Source organism: Clostridium lamae (assembly GCF_033043255.1).
Classification (GTDB): Bacteria; Bacillota; Clostridia; order Clostridiales; family Clostridiaceae; genus Clostridium; species Clostridium lamae.
In genome coordinates, this window is record NZ_JASCQJ010000045.1 from 1 (window position 1) to 18,582 (window position 18,582).

Below are 18,582 nucleotides of genomic sequence, written 5' to 3' on the forward strand. Positions count from 1 at the left end.
AAGATTTATATTAAACAATATTATAGATTTTCTATCTATGTTTCCTATCATATTAATTAGACAAATTATTTTGAATTTAAATTTAGGAAGAATAGTAGATATAAACATAGAATTAAAGATAATGAAATTAATAGTTTTATTTATTTTAGTTATAAAATTCAAAAATAAAATTAGAGAAGCGGTAAAGGTTAATAAATTCAATTATTTATTAATTATAACAACAATAATAATAGTATTAGGAGCAGTAATAATAGCTTTATTAGAAGAAATGTCATTTGGGGATGCAATATGGTGGAGCTTTGTGACATTTACTACTGTAGGATATGGAGATATATTATTGACTACTAAGCTTGGAAGATTAGTAGCTATAATACTGATGATTTTTGGTATAGGATTTATAGGGGTAACAACTAGCACCATTGCTGCTTATACAATTAATAAGGATATAAGAAAAGTAAGGAGAAGAAGTTTTAAGGATGAAACTATTGAAAGTATTAAGAAAAGAATAGATAACTTAGATAATATCTCTGATGAAGAACTTGACAATATATATAAAACATTAAGGGTTTTAAAGGAAAATAATAAAAATCTTTAATATTTTTATTATTTTAAGTGAAAAATATAGTTATTACGAAAGAGAAGCCTTATATGGAGGATAAAATGAAGAATATATTGAAGATATTTTTGAGAGATATTAAAAGTATAATAAAAAATTGGGTTGTTTTAGTTATTATTGTAGGCCTTATGATATTGCCATCCTTATATGCTTGGTTTAATATCAGAGCATGTTGGGATCCTTATGGGAATACAGGCGGAATAAAGGTAGCCATAGTCAATAAAGATAATGGAGGAAACCTCCAAGATAAGGTCATTAATGTAGGAGATGAACTTGTAGAAAAGCTTAAAGAAAATACAGCTTTAGGGTGGGAATTTGTTTCTGAAGAAGAGGGGAATAGTGGAGTTGAAGAGGGGAAATATTATGCAACAATAATAATTCCTGAAGAATTCACAAGTGAAACATTATCAATAGTAAATAATGAAATTAAAAGACCAACTTTAGTATATAAAGTAAATGAAAAAAGCAATGCTATTGCACCTAAAATTACTGATAAAGGTATTACTACTATAAAATCTCAAGTTGATAGTAATATAATCGAAACAGTAGATGGATTAATATTTATGGTCTTTAATGAGATAGGTGTAAGTATTGAAGGTTCAAAAGATAAGATATTGAAACTAATGAATGGAGTTATTGAATTAAATAATAAAATTCCTGAAATAGAGAGCATAATAAATGAATTGAATGATGGAAGTGCTAAGGCAGAGGATTTAATTTCTAAGGCTAAGGAGAACATACCATTATTACAAGATACATTAAATTCTAGTAATAACTTATTAGTTGATACTAAAAGTGCTCTACAGAAATCGAAGGAAGCATTGGGAGATGTGGCACCAGTTATTAAGTCTGATTTAGAGTTTATAAATACAGGGCTTAATAATTTAGAAGGACTGATAGATACTGTTATTAATATAAATATAGATAAAGATTCGATTCTAAATGGGCTTGATAATCTTAGCGTTAAGATTGGTGAAATAAACGATAGAATCAATGGAATAGTAAAGTCTTTACAACCATTATCTAAGTTTAATGATAATTTAAAAGACGTAGTAAGTGGATTAACTTCGGCAAGTACTAAGTTAAACTCATCGATAGATATAATAAAACAAGTTAGTGATGTAGTTAATAATGCTAAACCTATTGATAAAAGTAAACTTCAAAATCTTAAGTCATTAATTGAAGACAATAAAAATATAGTTTCTAATATAATAAATAACTACGATTCTACATATATTCCTGCTATTAATAATGCTATAGATCAGCTAACTAGTATATCAGATAATAGCATTAAGCTTTTGGATGAAGCAAATTCAGCAATTCCAGATATAAATAGCTTGTTAGATAATTTAAACAATGCACTGAAGCTTGGTAAGGATGATATAGAGAAGTTAAATAATGAAATGCCAATTATTAAAGCAAGTTTGAATGATATCTCTACTAAATTATCGTCTATAAATAATGAAGAGACAATAGATAAGTTATTATCTTTACTAGAAAATGATTGGGAAGCTGTAAGCAAATTTTTAGGAAGTCCTGTTGATATTAAAGAGGAGATTTTATTTTCCATTCCTAATTATGGATCAGCAATGTCACCATTTTATTCAACACTTGCTTTATGGGTAGGAGCATTAATTTTAGTTTCCTTATTAACTACAGAGCCACACGGATTTAAAGAAAAAATAGTCTTTAAACCCTATGAAAAGTATTTTGGAAAGCTATTGACCTTTGGAGTTATAGGAATATGTCAAACATTGATTTTGACTTTAGGAGATATTTATTTATTAAAATGTTATGTTTTAAATAAGTGGTTATTTATAGGAATAAGCCTTTTAAGCAGCATAATATTTGTTTTGATAGTTTATACCTTAGTTTCTATTTTTGGCAATGTAGGGAAGGCTATAGCCGTAATACTTTTAGTTATACAAGTAGCAGGTTCTGGTGGAACATTTCCAATAGAAGTAATGCCGAGTTTCTTTAAAAGAGTAAATCCACTATTGCCATTTACATATTCAATTTCAGCAATGAGGGAAGCAGTTGCAGGAGTTGTTAAATCAAACTTAATTAGAGATCTAATTATGCTTTTAAGTTACGGAATAGTGTTTATATTAATAGGATTATTATTAAAGGGACCTATTAATAAATTTAGCAAGAAATTTATAGAAAAGCTAAATGAAAGTGGACTGATGGGACACTAGAGGGAATGCAGAATGCGTAATGAATAATGCATAATTAATGAAAGAATGAAAGAATGAAAGAATGAAAGAATGAAAGAATGAAAGAATGTAGAATTAATGAAAAATGAAAGAATTAAGGAGGTTTTACTTTGCAAAACTTAAGTTGAATTGTGAAAAACACTATTATTCAAAAATCCTTAAGGATTTTTCACCTTAATTTTTTCATTCCTTAATTTTATAATTCTTTCATTAATAAATTCAGTATTTAATATCTTCGGCTGTTGAAAATGTAAAGTTAGAAGTATTTGTTGAATATTATAAAATGAAAAATTATATATATTAAGATAAGTAAGCCTATTTGGAGGTCATAATTATGAAAAATCGCTTATTTATAGTAGAGGGTGTACCTTGTACTGGAAAAACATCTACTAGTGAATTTATATCAAGCATAATAAGTAAATTAGGGGAAAAGGTATGATATTTCCAGAGGGAACATCTAATCATCTAGCAGATTATAATTTTCATGCTTATATAACAAATGATGATTTAGAGAGATTTTCAGATGCTGAAAAAGTTATATTATTAAGTAATTCAGAGCATAAAAATAATGGGTATGTGATTGCATTAGATAATATTAAAGGTGAGTTGTTTAATAAGATAATTGAATATAAGATATATGATATGCTCCCGTGGGACAAGGAATATCCTATAATGCTTAATAAGTGGGAAGAGTTTAATAAAATAGCAAAGAGTAATGAAAATATCTATGTGTTTGATTGCTGTTTTTTGCAAAATCCACTTTGTGAAACAATGATGAGATTTAATATGAAATTTGAAGATATTAATAATTATATAGTTAATATTTATAAACTTATTGAAGAGCTTAACCCAGTAGTAATATATCTTAAAAATACCAATATAAAAGAGCGTATACAAGAGGTTTCAAAAGAGAGAGAAGAGAAATGGCTTAATGAAGTGATTAAATATCATACTTTACAGGGATATGGTAAAAGTTCTGGATATGAAGGTTTTCATGGATATGTAGAATGCTTAAAGGCGAGACAGGAAATAGAATTATCTATTTTAAATAATCTAGATATAGATAAAATTATAATTGAAAATCCATTTGATGATTGGTATGAAACACATAAAAAGATTAAGAGTTTTATATATAAAACTGGTGAATATAATTATTAATATTAAATAAAAGAAATACCGTATTATCTAATAAAGAATAAACGGTATTTTTTAGTTGGTAATTTCAATATTTTACTATAATCGCCATATATAAGTATGTATTTATAATCTTTTTGCATATGTAGAAAATGTAAATTTATCTGGTCTATGTCGTGACTCTGTGTATTCAAATAATGTTCCATCTTCTAGATAAACATAGTTTTTAATTATAGCAACTAAGTTATATCCTTTTAGCTTTAGAAGTTTTTTATCTAGTTTGCTAACATCTTCTACAGAAACTATTTTTTGAGCTCCTGCAATTTTTAAATTAAGGTTATTTTCTATATAATCATAAATTGAATTGCTTGCAATATCTTCAGTTAGATTTTTAATTACATCTTTTAAAAAGTAATTTATATCTAATATACTTTCTTCTTCATCTATAATTCTAGTCCTTTCTACATAGAAGACTTTTGATCCTAAAGCAAAACCAGTTTTCTTTGAAAGTTTCTCATCTATTATAATTTCCTGAAAACTATTAACATTAGTTAAGTAACTTATATTATTATTTAATGAAGCTTCTTTAAAACTTTGTAAGCCACCAACTAAAAATTTAAGTTGCTGCTTTTCTAAAACAAATACACCTTTTCCATGTACGCTAGCGACCAACCCTTCAAATGATAATTGATTTATAGCCCTTCTAACGGTATTTCTACTAACACCAAATAAAGAAGTTAATTCATTTTCAGAAGGTAGTTTTTCACCAGCTTTATATTCATCACTTAAAATTTTATTTTTTATATAATCGTATATTTCTGTATATTTCACCATTTTCATTTAAGATAAAATCTCCTTCGAACCGTTGTATAGAATTATTATAGCATTAAAGGTAAAAATATAATAGAAAAAGTAAAACAAACTTGTTTAAACAACTATTGACACACTTGTTTAAACAAGATATAATGAAATCGTAAACAATGATTGAATTATAAATAAGTATTAAGGGGAGATAAAGATGGTAACTTTTAAACAAGAGGCTTTAGACTTATTAGAGCTTATAGGTGGGAAAGAGAATATTGCAAGTGCAAGTCACTGTGTAACTAGACTAAGATTCGTTTTAAAAGACGAAAAAGTTGCTAAGGAGAAGGCAAAGGAAATCGAAAAATTACCAAGCGTTAAAGGAACTTTTATGAACGCAGGTCAATTCCAAGTTATAATTGGAAATAATGTACAAGCTTTTTATAATGATTTAGTTGAAGTGGCAGGATTGAAAGTGCAATCAAAGGAAGAAGTTAAAAAGGCTGCTCAAAAGAATATGTCTTTACTTCAAAGAACTATTGCTGGACTTGCTGAAATATTTATTCCTATTTTACCAGCTATTATTACAGGAGGTCTTATTTTAGGCTTTAGAAATGTTATTGGGGACTTAGCTATATTTGGTGATGGAACACAAACTTTAACTTCATTACATCCAATATTAGCAGAGATTCATAGCTTCTTGTGGATATTAGGTGAAGCTATATTCCACTTCTTACCTGTGGCAGTAACATGGTCAACAGTTAAGAAATTTGGTGGTTCAGAAATTCTTGGTATAATTCTAGGAATCACATTAGTATCACCACAATTATTAAATGCCTATGGTTATGCAGAAGCAGTACAAAACGGAGCAGTTCCATTTTGGAATTTTGGATGGTTTACAATAGATAAGGTTGGATATCAAGCTCAAGTAATTCCAGCAATGTTATCTGGTATTGTATTAACTAAAATTGAGCTTTCACTTAAGAAGGTTATACCAGATGTATTAAAGATGATTGTAATTCCATTTACAACTCTTTTAGTTACACTTTTATTGTCGTATATAATAATAGGACCAATTGCAAGAGAACTTGGTAATTACGTTGCATTTATCTTTAACTACTTATTAACTGGTCCATTTAAGATATTTGGAGCAATAATCTTTGGATTACTTTATGCACCATTGGTTATTACAGGACTACATCATACATTTATTGCTGTAGATTTACAATTAATAGCGAATGGTGGAACTATGATATGGCCACTTATTGCATTAAGCAATATTGCACAAGGTGCTTCAGCAGTAGCAATGTTAATAATATATAAAAAGAATGCGAAGATAAAATCTATAGCAGCATCAGCAGGTATATCTGCATGGTTAGGTGTTACTGAACCAGCGATGTTTGGTATTAATTTAAAATATAAATTCCCATTTATAGCAGCTATAATTGGATCAGCAGCTGCAGCAATAGTTTCAATATTATCAGGAGTATTAGCTAATTCAATAGGTATAGGTGGATTGCCTGGATTCTTAGCTATTCAACCTCAATATTGGGTACCATTTATAATAGCAATGGCAGTAGCTGTTATAGTTCCTATAGTATTGACATTTATATTCAATAAGAAATTTGGAGCAAATGTTGAAGAAATAGAAACTGAAGAATAGAAAAATAATTGGAGCTGTTTATGACAGCTCCATAAATTTAAGAGGTGAATAAATTGAATAATAATAATTGGTGGAAATCAGCAGTTGTTTATCAAATATATCCTAAGAGTTTTAAGGATAGCGATGGAGATGGAATCGGAGATTTAGTTGGAATAATAGAAGAATTAGATTACTTAAAAGATTTAGGGGTGAAGGTATTATGGCTTACACCTATATATGTATCACCTCAAAATGATAATGGATATGATATAGCAGATTATTATAATATAGATCCTATGTTTGGCGATATGGATGATTTTAAAAGATTATTAGAAGAAACCCATAAAAGAGATATGAAATTAGTTTTAGATATGGTTGTAAATCATACATCAACTGAACATCATTGGTTTAAGGAAGCGATTAAGGATGTTAATAGCCCATATCATGATTTTTATATTTGGAGAGATAAAGCTAATAATTGGCAGTCTAAGTTCGGGGGTTCAGCTTGGGAGTATGTTGAAAGCCTAGATAAACATTATTTACATTTATTTGATGTTACTCAAGCCGATTTAAATTGGGAAAACCCTAATCTTAGAGAAGAAATATTTAAAATGATGAGATTTTGGTTAGATTTAGGTGTAGATGGATTTAGATTAGATGTTGTTAATCTTTTATCTAAGGATACAAGATTTTTAGATGATGATTTTACATCAGCTACTAGAGATGGTAGAAGATTTTATACAGATGGTCCTAAGATACATGAATATTTAAATTTAATGAATAAAGAAGTTTTCTCAAAGTATGAGGGAATTATGACAGTAGGAGAAATGTCTTCCACTACAATAGATAATTGTATAAGATATACTAATCCAGAGAATGAAGAGTTAGACATGACTTTTAATTTTCATCATTTAAAAGTAGATTATCCTCAAGGGGATAAATGGAAATTAGCTCCTTTTGATTTTGATATGTTAAAAAAATTATTATTTGAATGGCAAGTTGAAATGGAAAAAGGAAATGGATGGAATGCATTGTTTTGGTGTAACCATGATCAACCAAGAATAGTATCTAGATTTGGAAATGATAGTTTATATAGAGAAGAATCATCAAAAATGTTAGCAACTACAATACATTTAATGAGAGGGACTCCTTATATTTATCAAGGTGAAGAAATAGGAATGACTAATCCGAACTTTAATGATATCGAGGATTATAAAGATGTAGAATCTATAAATGCTTATAATATTTTATTAGAAAATGGAATTGAAAAAGAAAAGGTACTAGATGTATTAAAGAATAGATCAAGAGATAACTCTAGAACACCTATGCAATGGAATAATGAAAAAGAAGCAGGGTTTACAACTGGAACTCCTTGGATAAAAGTAGCTGATAACTACAATGAAATCAATGTTGAATTAGAGAGAGCTAAAGATAATTCAATATTAGATTATTATAAGAAACTAGTAGAGTTAAGAAAAAATAATAAAATAATTTCTGAAGGAAAATTTATTCCTATATTAGAAGAGCATTCAAAGATAATAGCTTATATTAGAGAATTAAATGGGAAGAAAATATTAGTTGTTTGCAATTTTTATGGAGAAAAGACAATGGCATCTTTAAAAGACATTCAAATTTCAGGCTATAATACTATTTTAAGTAATTCAGATGAAAATAAATTCCAAGAAGAAAATTTATTTTTAGCACCATATGGAGCAATAGTATTAGAATTAAATAATTAAAAAATTAAAGAATGAAAGAAGTAATTGATTTGATAATTACTTCTTTATTTTTTTGTATATTAATAATTTATTTAATATAATTGAATTTCTAAACTAAATTATAATTAAATATAAAAGCCTTTAATATTGACTTAGTTGAAAATAAAGTCTATAATTCACCTATTATGTAATAAAAGAGGGAATTTTATGAATAAGAAAAATATGGTTATTTATGAGTTAAGGAGTATATCAAATCTTATTAAGAGATGTATCTATAAATCAGCAGTAAATGCTAAGTGTGATCAATTTTCTGAAATTCAAGGAATGATTATTAATTACCTTAGTAATAATAAAGACAAAGATATATTCCAAAGGGATATTGAAGAGATTTTCACTATAAGAAGATCTACAGTTACTGGGATTCTTCAATCAATGGAAAAAAATAATTTAATCAAAAGAGAAAGTGTACCTGATGATGCAAGACTGAAAAAAATAGTTCTTACTGAATTCGGTGAAAGAATTAATATCCATATTATAAAAGCAATGGATGATTTTGAAGATAAAATAACAAAAGGTATATCAGATGAAGACCTAGATAAGTTTATTGATATCATTAATAAACTAAAAAAGAATATTGAATAGATTTTTTAGTTAAAATAGTTAGGCACCTTACAATAAGGTACCTAACAATAATATAAATACTATATGTTAGTAAAACAATAAAAGGAGAAAAAACATGTTAAAAATATTTAAGTATTTAAAATCAAAAGACTGGTTATTTATATTAATTAGCTTAGTGTTTATAGTAATTCAAGTTTGGCTTGATTTAAAACTACCTGATTATATGTCAGATATAACAAAGCTAGTACAAACTCCAGGATCTGAAATGTCTGAAATCTTGAAGGCTGGAGGATTCATGCTTTTATGTGCATTTGGTAGTTTAATAGCAACTGTTATAGTTGGATATTTTATTTCTGGCATAGCAGCTGGACTTTCAAGAACTTTACGTTCTAATGTATTTAGAAAAGTTGAATCATTTTCAATGAATGAAATAAATAAATTTTCTATTCCTAGTTTAATAACTCGTTCAACAAATGATATAACACAAATTCAAACAATAATAGCTATGGGACTTCAAGTTATAATCAAAGCACCAATAACAGCTATTTGGGCTATAACAAAAATTTCAAGTAAAAGTTGGCAATGGACAACAGCAACTGTAGTAGGTGTAGTTGCATTAATTTTAGTTGTAACAATAGTATTTTCATTAGCATTACCTAAGTTTAAAATAATACAAATTCTAACAGATAATTTAAATAGAGTTTCAAGAGAAAATCTAACAGGAATTAGAGTAGTTAGAGCTTATAATGCAGAAGAATATCAAGAAAATAAATTTAAAGATGCAAATAATACAATAACAAAAACTAATTTGTTTATAGGAAGAACTATGGGGATGTTAATGCCTTCAATTCAAATAATAATGAGTGGTTTAACACTAGCTATTTATTGGATAGGAGCTTATTTAATAAATAATGCTGCTGGAATGGATAGAGTTAATGTATTTAGTGACATGATAGTGTTCTCTTCTTATGCAATACAAGTAGTTATGGCATTTATGATGTTAGTAATAGTATTTATAATGCTGCCTAGAGCACAAGTAGCGGCTAATCGTATTAATGAAGTATTAGAAACTCCACTTACAATAAAAAATGGAACACGTACATCAGATGAAAAAAATAGCGTTGGTGAAATTGAATTTAAAAACGTTAGCTTTAAATATCCAGATGCAGATGTTTCAACTGATTATGTTTTAGAAAATATAAGCTTTAAAGTGAATAAAGGTGAAACTGTAGCATTTATAGGATCAACAGGTTCAGGTAAATCAACATTAATTAACTTAATCTCAAGATTTTACGATGTAACTTCAGGTGAAGTATTAGTTAATGGAGTAAATGTAAAAGAATATGATAAGAATTATTTAACAAATAAATTTGGATATGTTTCACAAAAAACAACAATGTTTAGTGGAACTGTAGAATCAAACGTTTCTTATGGAGATAATGGAAAGCAAAAACAAGGAATAGAATCAGTTAAGAAAGCTGTTGCAATTGCTCAAGGGAAAGATTTTGTAGAAAAACTTGAAAAGCAATATGAAAGTAAAGTTTCTCAAGGAGGAACAAATCTTTCAGGGGGGCAAAAACAACGTTTATCAATAGCTAGAGCTATTCATAGAGATCCTGAAATCTATATTTTTGATGATTCATTCTCTGCTTTAGACTATAGAACTGATAGAGTATTAAGATCAGTATTAAATAAGGAAACTAATGGTGTAACTAAACTTATCGTTGCTCAAAGAATTGGTACAATTAAAGAAGCGGATAAGATAGTTGTATTAGATGAAGGAAAAATAGTTGGAATAGGCAAACATAAGGAACTTCTAAAAACTTGTGAAGTGTATAAAGAAATAGCATACTCACAACTTTCAAAGGAGGAGCTTGAAGATGAATAGACATGGTGCACCAGCAATGGGAGGCAAACAACAAAAAGCAAAAGATTTAAAAGGAACATGGATTAAACTTTTAAAGTACTCAAATTCCTATATAGCATTGATGATAATAGCTGTTATATGCGCTATAGGAGGAACGGTATTTACAATATTAGGGCCTGATAAAGTGAGAGAAATAACAAATTTAATTATGCAAGGCATAATGACTGAAATTGATTTAAGTGAAGTTAGTAGAATAGGTATGATATTAGTAGTATTCTATTTATCAGGTTCATTACTTTCTTATGGTCAACAATTTATATTAACAACAGTAACTCAAAAGATAGCTAATAAGTTACGTAAAGATATTTCAGAAAAAATGAATAAGCTTCCATTAAAGTATTTTGATTCAACTAGTCATGGAGATATTTTAAGTCGTGTAACTAATGATGTTGATACAATTGGACAAAGTATGAACCAAAGTATTGGAACTTTAGTTTCATCTATAATTTTATTTGCTGGTTCATTAATAATGATGTTTAAAACAAATATTTTAATGAGCATAGCTGCTATAGTAGCTACAATTATTGGTTTTGCTCTTATGATACTTATAATGGGCAAATCACAAAAATACTTCTCTTCTCAACAAAAAGAACTTGGAAAAATAAATGGGCATATTGAAGAAATATACTCTGCTCATAATATAGTTAAAGTTTATAATGGTGAAAAAAGTGCTATAGATAAGTTTGAAGAAACTAATACTAGACTATATGAAAGTGCTAGAAACGCACAATTCTTATCAGGACTTATGATGCCAGTTATGGCTTTTGTAGGAAACCTTGGATATGTAGCAGTTTGTGTAGTTGGTGCTACTCTTGCCTTTAATGGTAAAATAGAATTTGGTGTTATAGTAGCCTTTATGATATATATAAGATTATTTACTCAACCATTATCACAACTAGGTCAAGCAGCAACAAGTTTACAATCTGCAGCAGCAGCATCAGAGAGAGTATTCGATTTCTTAGCTGAAAAGGAACTTGAAGATGAGTCAAATAAGATAAAAGTTTTAGAAAATGTTAAGGGAAATGTTGAGTTTAAAAATGTTAGATTTGGATATGATCCAGATAAAATGATAATAAAGAATTTTTCAGTTAAGACTAAAGCCGGTCAAAAGGTTGCCATAGTTGGACCAACAGGGGCTGGTAAAACTACTATAGTGAATTTACTTATGAGATTTTATGAATTAAACTCAGGACAAATATTAATAGATGGTGTGGATACTAAAACTATTACAAGAGAAAATGTTCATGATTTATTCTGCATGGTACTTCAAGATACTTGGTTATTTGAGAGTACAGTAAGAGATAATATAGTTTATAACAAAAAAGGTGTGTCAGATGAAGAGATAATTAAAGCTTGTAAAGCAGTTGGAATTCATCACTTTATAATGACTTTACCTCATGGTTACGACACTATATTAGATGATAAGACAAATCTTTCAGCTGGACAAAAGCAACTTATAACGATAGCAAGAGCTATGATTGAAAATGCTCCTCTTCTAATATTAGATGAAGCAACAAGTTCAGTAGATACAAGAACGGAAATATTAATTCAAGAAGCTATGGATAAGCTTACTGTTGGTAGAACATCATTTGTTATTGCCCATAGATTATCTACTATCAAAAATGCAGATTTAATATTAGTAATGAATGACGGAGATGTTATTGAAAGTGGAAATCATGTAGAATTACTTGAAAAGGGTGGATTCTATGCTGACCTTTATAATAGTCAGTTTGAATCTTATGAAGAATAAAGTAATTAATAGATAGAATTAAGTAAAGGAGTATATTTATATCTTTAAATATACTCCCTTTATTTTTTATAAAATATCTTTAATAATTAAGTCTATTTCTGATATTTCTTTATCTGTGTATGTAATAATATCATAATCATAAGAATAATCATCTAGAGCTCTTTCTGTTGAATGATTATTTTGCTCAGATGTTAAATTATTTTTATAATCAACTCTAGTAATATGAATTGATATTGTTCTTCCTATATTTTTTAAACATTCTATTTCTCTTGGGAATCTTGCATCTGGAATGATAGCAATATCAAAATCATCTTTAACTAGGTTAAGTATTCTAAGTAGCTCATTGATTACAAACAATTCATCTTGAGTTCTCATTTTGTCACCTAATTTTTGAAGTATATCTCTTCCAACTTCATCCTTAAGGCCATTCCAATTATAAACTTGGGTAGCCACCATTTTTAAATAGTCCGCATAATGAATTATAAATACTCTTTTCCCATTAGCCTCAAGAATATTTTCAAGCTTATTTGCAAGTGTGTCTTTACCATGTCCAGCAGGGCCAGAAATTGATATGCATTTCATTAATAGCATCTCCTTTTCTTTTGATATTAATTTTCCTTAAAGATTATAACATAATATAATAATTATATATTGAAAAATATAATATAATAAATTAAAATATATATTATAGATTTGCAGATGTGGCGGAATGGCAGACGCATCATCTTGAGGGGGTGACGGGGGAATCCTCGTGCGGGTTCAAGTCCCGCCATCTGCACCATAAAAAAACTGTTTCAATTAATACTTGAAACAGTTTTTTTTTACTTTTCAGGAATTTATAAAAAGATTACCATGTGAATAACTTTTTATAAATTCCTTCCTTCAGTGTACAAATAGATAAATAGCATATGAGTGCGACTTGGAGCGTATGCGACGGAGCAACGAATATGCTATTTATCTATTTTTTACTTTAAGGAAATTAAGTTATTTGGTAATAGCACTAAACCAATAAATGATAAAGAAATAAATAATATACTTACTATTAAAAAAATTTTTATACAAGGATTTTTGGTAAATCTTAAAACATAACTTTCTTTTGGATTGCTTGGGTTATAATAAACGGCTAATTCACTGCCTATTGGAAATTTATCTATTAATATATTTCTAGAAACATGAGCATTTTTACTAATAACTAAATTGGTGTCTAAAAAGTTATTTTCAATTTCTGGATTAATATTCTTAAATGATGATGATTTAGTAATAATCCAGCTATATTTTAAACGTTGATTATAAGTTACATCATTTACAATATATTCAACGATAGGATAGTATACACCTTTGTTACCCAATAATGTGTACTTAGTAACTTTACCAATTACAATTTGATTAGCTCTTTCTAAAATATTCTTATCTCTATTCTTAAAAAATAGTGTTAATATCAAAAAAATTATCCCTTCAATAAAAAATATAAGAAAAAATAAAATGCTTGTTTTCATAAATCCTCCCACCTTTCTATAACAATTTTAACATATAATTACAAAATTTATCCTTACAATAAAATAAACTTAATATGCAATCACTTTTTATTATTAGTAATCAATATAAAGATACTTTACCTATGATTCACGATTTGTGACTTAGTTCGGTCATTATTTTCGCACCTATGGCAGTCATAGGTATTTTTTTTGAAGGGGAGATATTTGAAAGAATAACTACTCCAATCTTCTTTTTTTTATTAAATGCAATATAGCTATTAAAATTACTCGTTCCTCCGTTATGCCAGATAATATTATTTTTTGTGTCAATAATCCAAGCCATTCCTATTTTATCCATATTTATATTCATTTTTTCATACATAAAATTATTAGAATTTATAGCTTTGAATTCTTTGCTAGTATTATTTATATAATCTGTATTTGAAGCCATATATAAATCTAAATATTTTGCCATATCTTCTATATTAGAGATGATTGCTCCTGCTGGAATATATCCATCATCTTGCTTCCAGTTCCAATAACCTTTTAAATTTCCATTGCAAGTAGCAACTTTTGTATTTTCAAGATTTAAATCATTCACAATAAACTCGTTCATTAGAGTAACAAAGTCTTTGTTATAAACTTTTTCTAAAACTAGTCCTATAACAGAAATGCCAAAATTTGAATATTTAAATTTATAATCTTTATTTTCTAAATCAATATTTTTTACTGAGTTTAGTATATTTTCTTTGCTAATACCATAAAAATCATTATCTTCACTAAATTGATTATTTATCATTTGTTTATCAAAATAATAGGATTTATAGCCGGAAGTATGAGTTATAAGTCTTTCTATTGTAGGATAATACTTATCTTTATCAATATCTAAATATTTACTAATAGAATCGGTAATACTTATTTTGTTTTCACTTATAGCCTTTGAAAGAATTAGAGATACGAAAGTTTTACTAATTGAGCCAATTTCATAATCATATTTTGTATAATCTTCTTGTTTTCCATCTTTACCATAAGTTTTATAATCTATTTCTCCATCTTTTATTATAGCTACGGAAATTTTAGTATTATCATCATCTTTAGTTACGTATTTTATCATATCATTTGAACTCATATTCCCTAACTGATTTAATTGATAGATTTTGTAGATAAATATTATTATTCCAATTAAAATAACTATTCCTAACAAAATTAAAATAACTTTTAAAATCATTTTTTTCACTCCAATACAACTCCAATATAAATTACTATTTTGTAATTAGTTATTAATATAAATATATCACTAATTTTCAATATATTACCTGAATTTAGAAGTTATATCACAATTTATTTAGTTATTGATATTTAGATTTTTTTATTTCGCGTATTATACAGTCCATATTTAACCTCCAAGTACAAATATGTGAATATTATATGAGTATTAATAAAATTAAACATTTCAATATTTACTTAAAATTAATAATAGAACTTTATGGTATAATTAAGTTAATTTTATGAATATTACATAAACTCTGAATTATATTGTATATATAAGGTCTACATAGAAAAAGAGGATAGATTTCTTTGTATAATGGGTTTATGGAAGAATGGGAGGAAAACAAATGAAATTAACAAAAGTATTAGGAATTAAATATCCTATAATTCAAGGAGCTATGGCTCAAATTGCAACAGCTGACCTAGCTTCAGCAGTATCTAATGCAGGTGGCTTAGGAGTTATTGCTAGTGGAGGTTTTACACCAGAGAGAATAAGAGAAGAAATTAGAAGGTGCAAAGAATTGACAGACAAGCCTTTTGGAGTAAATGTAATGCTCATGCATCCAGATAAAGAGGAAATAGCAAGAATTGTTGTTGAAGAAAATGTTAAAGTGGTTACAACAGGAGCAGGATCACCAGCACCATATATGAATATGTGGAAGGAAGCTGGAATAATTGTTATACCAGTAATACCGAATGTAAAGATTGCTAAGAAAATGGAAGCAATAGGTGCTGATGCATTAGTAGCAGAAGGGACAGAAGCAGGTGGACATGTAGGGGAGAGCACTACTTTAGCTCTAGTTCCACAAATTGTTGATGCTGTTAATATTCCAGTAGTGGCAGCAGGTGGAATAGCAGATGGAAGAGGAATAGCAGCTGCATTTGCATTAGGAGCACAAGGAGTTCAAGTGGGGACTAGATTTATAGCAACATATGAGTGTCCTGTTCATGAGAATTTTAAAAATGCAATTTTAAACTGTGGAGATGCAGATACTGTAGTTACAGGTAGAACACTAGGAGCACCTGTAAGAGGGATAAAAAATCCTATGACAATAAAGTTCTTAGAGTTAGAAAAAAAGGCGGCTAGTAGAGATGAGTTTGAAGAGTTAGGAACAGGAGCACTTAGGAAAGCAGCTATAGATGGTGATATGGAAAATGGATCTGTAATGACAGGTCAAATTTCAGGGATTATAAATAAAATTACATCTGTGGAAGAAACTATAGAATCTATGCTTTCAGAGGCCGATGAAGTGTTTAATTCCATAGGAAAAATAAAGCTTAGATAAGTACTAATCAAGGAATTTTAAATTAAAATTTAAGAGTCTATAAAACAAGGGAGCTGTTGCAACAGCACCTTTATTATTTATAGAAATAGGGTATATTTTATTTAATATGTTAGTTTATGGAAGGAAACTGTTATGAATAAAGAAATGAAAAAGAATGCAGATAGATTTACTGGTTTTGCTGACACCTATGAAAGTGCTAGACCTACTATGCCTAAATATCCTATAGATATTATTATAAGATATCTAGGTAAGAAACCAAATAATGTTGTTGATTTAGGATGCGGGACAGGCTTATCAACAAAAGTATGGAATGATTCATGTGAGCAAGTTATTGGTATAGAACCTAGTTTAGATATGCTTAAGATAGCTAAAGAAAAACAGAATAATAAAATTAAATTTATTAATGAATATGCCAATAATACAGGACTAGAAAGTGAATTTACTGATGTTGTTGTCTGCTCTCAATCATTCCATTGGATGGAGCCTAGTTCTACATTAAAAGAAGTTTATCGTATATTAAAGAAAGGTGGTATTTTTGCAGCTATAGATTGTGATTGGCCGCCAGTATCAGTATGGCAAGCAGATAAGGCGTATAATGATTTATATAAAAAAGTTAAAATGATTGAAGCTGATTCACCTGATATAAAGGATACATTTATTAGATATTCAAAAGATAGACATCTTGAAAATATAGAACAAAGTGGATATTTTAACTATGCAAGAGAAATACTCTTTTCAAATAGGGAAAAATGCAATGCTGAAAGGTATATTAATTTAATTTTAAGCCAAGGTAGTACACAGATGATATTAAAAAAACAGCCTACTTTAATTCAAGATGATATTCAAAGTTTTAAAAATGAAATCTATAAAATATTTGAAAATAAGGAGTTTGAAATAGATTTTTCATATTGTATGCGTATAGCAGTTAAATAAAATTACATATGTGAAAGAGTCTATAGAAACTGTGATTTCAGAGGTAAATGAAGTGTTGAGTATAGCATTGTTATATAGTAGTTAAATGAGGGGGTGGGATTAATAAAATGGAATTAAATATAAAGAAAATTAATTATAAAGAAGCAAAAGAAATTTCAAAATGGATTTATAATGAGCCATATACAATGTATAGCATGGATGGAAGTGATGATTGCATAGATGAAATTCTTAATGAAATGTATTTTTCTGCTTTTGATAAAGAAAATAATCTTATAGGTTACTATTGCTTTGGAGAGTCGGCTAAGGTTCCAACAGGAAATGAATTTGGAGTTTATGATTGCAAAGATAGTATAGATATTGGTTTAGGGATAAAACCAATATTATGTGGGCAAGGATTAGGGCTTAAATTTTTATGTGAAGGAATAAACTTTGCTAAGAATAAGTTATTGGCTAAAAGGATTCGTTTAACAGTGGCAAGTTTTAATCAAAGAGCAATTAAAGTATATAAACGAGCAGGGTTTGTAAAAGTTCATTCATTTGAAAGAATTGCAGAGGCGGGAAGAACTGATTTTCAGGTTATGATTAAAGAATTATATTAAATAATATACTTTTGAAGGGGTAAGACATGGGGAGTTTTGGATTTTCTTATATTGGATTGATTTATTTATTAATGCTTTTTATTCCAAACATAATTTGGACAAAAAATATGCCTATAGGTTATAACGAAATAATGACAGAAGAGAATAAAATACTATTAATATTTGAAAGAGTTGGTCAATTTGCTGTAAGTTGTTTAGCAGTAATATTTACAAACTTTAATATCAACAATTTATCTATATGGAGCCTTTGGTTACTATCATCCTTTAGTATTATGATATTATATGAAGTTTGCTGGGGAAGATATTTTAGAAGTAGTCGTACTTTAAAAGATTTTTACGGAAGTTTTCTTGGTATTCCAGTTCCACTTGCAAGTTTACCTATAATGGGATTCTTACTTCTTGGCATATATGGGAAGGTAGTATGGATGATTATAGCTATATCAATTCTTGGAATTGGTCATATAGGCATACATTTGCAGCACCTAAATAATATTAAGGTGAATAATAGATGAGCTTATTGTTATAATATGCATTGGAAAGGTACATTATATATAGTATAAGGTTAGATTTATAATCTACTTAAATGTAAATATTT

The 18,582-nt window shown here is 28.0% G+C and carries 16 protein-coding genes and 1 tRNA gene; 13 read left to right on the forward strand and 4 right to left on the reverse strand.

The window, feature by feature from the left end:
* The 3 genes from QK892_RS15690 to QK892_RS15700 form a co-directional block, all read left to right on the forward strand.
* Positions 1-595: potassium channel family protein (locus QK892_RS15690; protein WP_317274496.1), on the forward strand; the 595-nt coding region annotated here is incomplete at its 5' end.
* A 65-nt stretch (positions 596-660) separates the two neighbouring features.
* The gene (locus QK892_RS15695) at positions 661-2,814 is read left to right on the forward strand and encodes a YhgE/Pip domain-containing protein (protein WP_317274497.1); all 2,154 of its coding nucleotides are present in this window, start codon (positions 661-663) and stop codon (positions 2,812-2,814) included.
* 453 nt (positions 2,815-3,267) lie between these two features.
* Positions 3,268-3,990 (forward strand): P-loop NTPase family protein, encoded by a 723-nt coding sequence (locus QK892_RS15700; RefSeq protein ID WP_317274498.1) that lies wholly within the window; start codon positions 3,268-3,270, stop codon positions 3,988-3,990.
* A 102-nt stretch (positions 3,991-4,092) separates the two neighbouring features.
* On the opposite strand, the gene treR is transcribed toward QK892_RS15700, so the two are convergent.
* Positions 4,093-4,806, reverse strand: a complete 714-nt coding sequence (gene treR / locus QK892_RS15705) for a trehalose operon repressor (protein ID WP_317274499.1) — start codon at positions 4,804-4,806, stop codon at positions 4,093-4,095.
* A 178-nt stretch (positions 4,807-4,984) separates the two neighbouring features.
* On the opposite strand from treR, the gene treP reads away from it, so the two are divergent.
* From treP to QK892_RS15730, 5 genes are all read left to right on the forward strand, one after another.
* A complete protein-coding gene (gene treP / locus QK892_RS15710; RefSeq protein ID WP_317274500.1) occupies positions 4,985-6,430 on the forward strand; it encodes a PTS system trehalose-specific EIIBC component in 1,446 nt (481 codons plus the stop codon).
* Positions 6,431-6,483: 53 nt separating this feature from the next.
* The gene (gene treC, locus QK892_RS15715) at positions 6,484-8,148 is read left to right on the forward strand and encodes an alpha,alpha-phosphotrehalase (protein WP_317274501.1); all 1,665 of its coding nucleotides are present in this window, start codon (positions 6,484-6,486) and stop codon (positions 8,146-8,148) included.
* Positions 8,149-8,334: 186 nt separating this feature from the next.
* A complete protein-coding gene (locus QK892_RS15720) occupies positions 8,335-8,769 on the forward strand; it encodes a MarR family winged helix-turn-helix transcriptional regulator (RefSeq protein WP_317274502.1) in 435 nt (144 codons plus the stop codon).
* A gap of 94 nt (positions 8,770-8,863) precedes the next feature.
* Positions 8,864-10,636 (forward strand): ABC transporter ATP-binding protein, encoded by a 1,773-nt coding sequence (locus QK892_RS15725; protein ID WP_317274503.1) that lies wholly within the window; start codon positions 8,864-8,866, stop codon positions 10,634-10,636.
* On the forward strand, positions 10,629-12,425 hold the full coding sequence (locus QK892_RS15730) for an ABC transporter ATP-binding protein (protein WP_317274504.1): 1,797 nt from the start codon (positions 10,629-10,631) through the stop codon (positions 12,423-12,425). The genes QK892_RS15725 and QK892_RS15730 overlap by 8 nt, the downstream gene beginning before the upstream one ends.
* A 66-nt stretch (positions 12,426-12,491) precedes the next feature.
* On the opposite strand, the gene QK892_RS15735 is transcribed toward QK892_RS15730, so the two are convergent.
* The gene (locus QK892_RS15735; RefSeq protein ID WP_317274505.1) at positions 12,492-13,007 is read right to left on the reverse strand and encodes a deoxynucleotide monophosphate kinase family protein; all 516 of its coding nucleotides are present in this window, start codon (positions 13,005-13,007) and stop codon (positions 12,492-12,494) included.
* A 113-nt stretch (positions 13,008-13,120) separates the two neighbouring features.
* Between QK892_RS15735 and QK892_RS15740 the strand changes: the two genes are divergently transcribed.
* Positions 13,121-13,206, forward strand: a tRNA-Leu gene (locus QK892_RS15740).
* Positions 13,207-13,390: 184 nt separating this feature from the next.
* Here the strand turns inward: QK892_RS15740 and QK892_RS15745 are convergent.
* Positions 13,391-13,921: a DUF3592 domain-containing protein gene (locus QK892_RS15745; protein WP_317274506.1), complete on the reverse strand. Its 531-nt coding sequence runs from the start codon at positions 13,919-13,921 to the stop codon at positions 13,391-13,393.
* Positions 13,922-14,048: 127 nt separating this feature from the next.
* Positions 14,049-15,128, reverse strand: coding sequence for a serine hydrolase domain-containing protein (locus tag QK892_RS15750; protein WP_317274507.1), 1,080 nt, complete (start codon positions 15,126-15,128; stop codon positions 14,049-14,051).
* Between the two features lie 388 nt (positions 15,129-15,516).
* On the opposite strand from QK892_RS15750, the gene QK892_RS15755 reads away from it, so the two are divergent.
* The 4 genes from QK892_RS15755 to QK892_RS15770 all read left to right on the forward strand — a co-directional run bounded on the left by QK892_RS15755 (position 15,517) and on the right by QK892_RS15770 (position 18,499).
* Positions 15,517-16,455: a DUF561 domain-containing protein gene (locus tag QK892_RS15755; protein WP_317274508.1), complete on the forward strand. Its 939-nt coding sequence runs from the start codon at positions 15,517-15,519 to the stop codon at positions 16,453-16,455.
* 132 nt (positions 16,456-16,587) lie between these two features.
* Positions 16,588-17,388: a class I SAM-dependent methyltransferase gene (locus tag QK892_RS15760; RefSeq protein ID WP_317274509.1), complete on the forward strand. Its 801-nt coding sequence runs from the start codon at positions 16,588-16,590 to the stop codon at positions 17,386-17,388.
* A gap of 107 nt (positions 17,389-17,495) precedes the next feature.
* Entirely contained in the window at positions 17,496-17,987 is a 492-nt protein-coding gene (locus QK892_RS15765) for a GNAT family N-acetyltransferase (RefSeq protein ID WP_317274510.1), read from the forward strand.
* Positions 17,988-18,013: 26 nt separating this feature from the next.
* Positions 18,014-18,499: a hypothetical protein gene (locus QK892_RS15770; protein ID WP_317274511.1), complete on the forward strand. Its 486-nt coding sequence runs from the start codon at positions 18,014-18,016 to the stop codon at positions 18,497-18,499.
* Positions 18,500-18,582 lie beyond the last annotated feature (83 nt).

Coding starts and splice junctions, on each gene's coding strand:
- QK892_RS15695 (WP_317274497.1), top strand. CDS start 661: ATGAAGAATATATTGAAGATATTTTTGAGAGATATTAAAAGTATAATA.
- QK892_RS15700 (WP_317274498.1), top strand. CDS start 3,268: ATGATATTTCCAGAGGGAACATCTAATCATCTAGCAGATTATAATTTT.
- treR (WP_317274499.1), bottom strand. CDS start 4,806: ATGAAAATGGTGAAATATACAGAAATATACGATTATATAAAAAATAAA.
- treP (WP_317274500.1), top strand. CDS start 4,985: ATGGTAACTTTTAAACAAGAGGCTTTAGACTTATTAGAGCTTATAGGT.
- QK892_RS15720 (WP_317274502.1), top strand. CDS start 8,335: ATGAATAAGAAAAATATGGTTATTTATGAGTTAAGGAGTATATCAAAT.
- QK892_RS15725 (WP_317274503.1), top strand. CDS start 8,864: ATGTTAAAAATATTTAAGTATTTAAAATCAAAAGACTGGTTATTTATA.
- QK892_RS15730 (WP_317274504.1), top strand. CDS start 10,629: ATGAATAGACATGGTGCACCAGCAATGGGAGGCAAACAACAAAAAGCA.
- QK892_RS15735 (WP_317274505.1), bottom strand. CDS start 13,007: ATGAAATGCATATCAATTTCTGGCCCTGCTGGACATGGTAAAGACACA.
- QK892_RS15745 (WP_317274506.1), bottom strand. CDS start 13,921: ATGAAAACAAGCATTTTATTTTTTCTTATATTTTTTATTGAAGGGATA.
- QK892_RS15750 (WP_317274507.1), bottom strand. CDS start 15,128: ATGATTTTAAAAGTTATTTTAATTTTGTTAGGAATAGTTATTTTAATT.
- QK892_RS15755 (WP_317274508.1), top strand. CDS start 15,517: ATGAAATTAACAAAAGTATTAGGAATTAAATATCCTATAATTCAAGGA.
- QK892_RS15760 (WP_317274509.1), top strand. CDS start 16,588: ATGAATAAAGAAATGAAAAAGAATGCAGATAGATTTACTGGTTTTGCT.
- QK892_RS15765 (WP_317274510.1), top strand. CDS start 17,496: ATGGAATTAAATATAAAGAAAATTAATTATAAAGAAGCAAAAGAAATT.
- QK892_RS15770 (WP_317274511.1), top strand. CDS start 18,014: ATGGGGAGTTTTGGATTTTCTTATATTGGATTGATTTATTTATTAATG.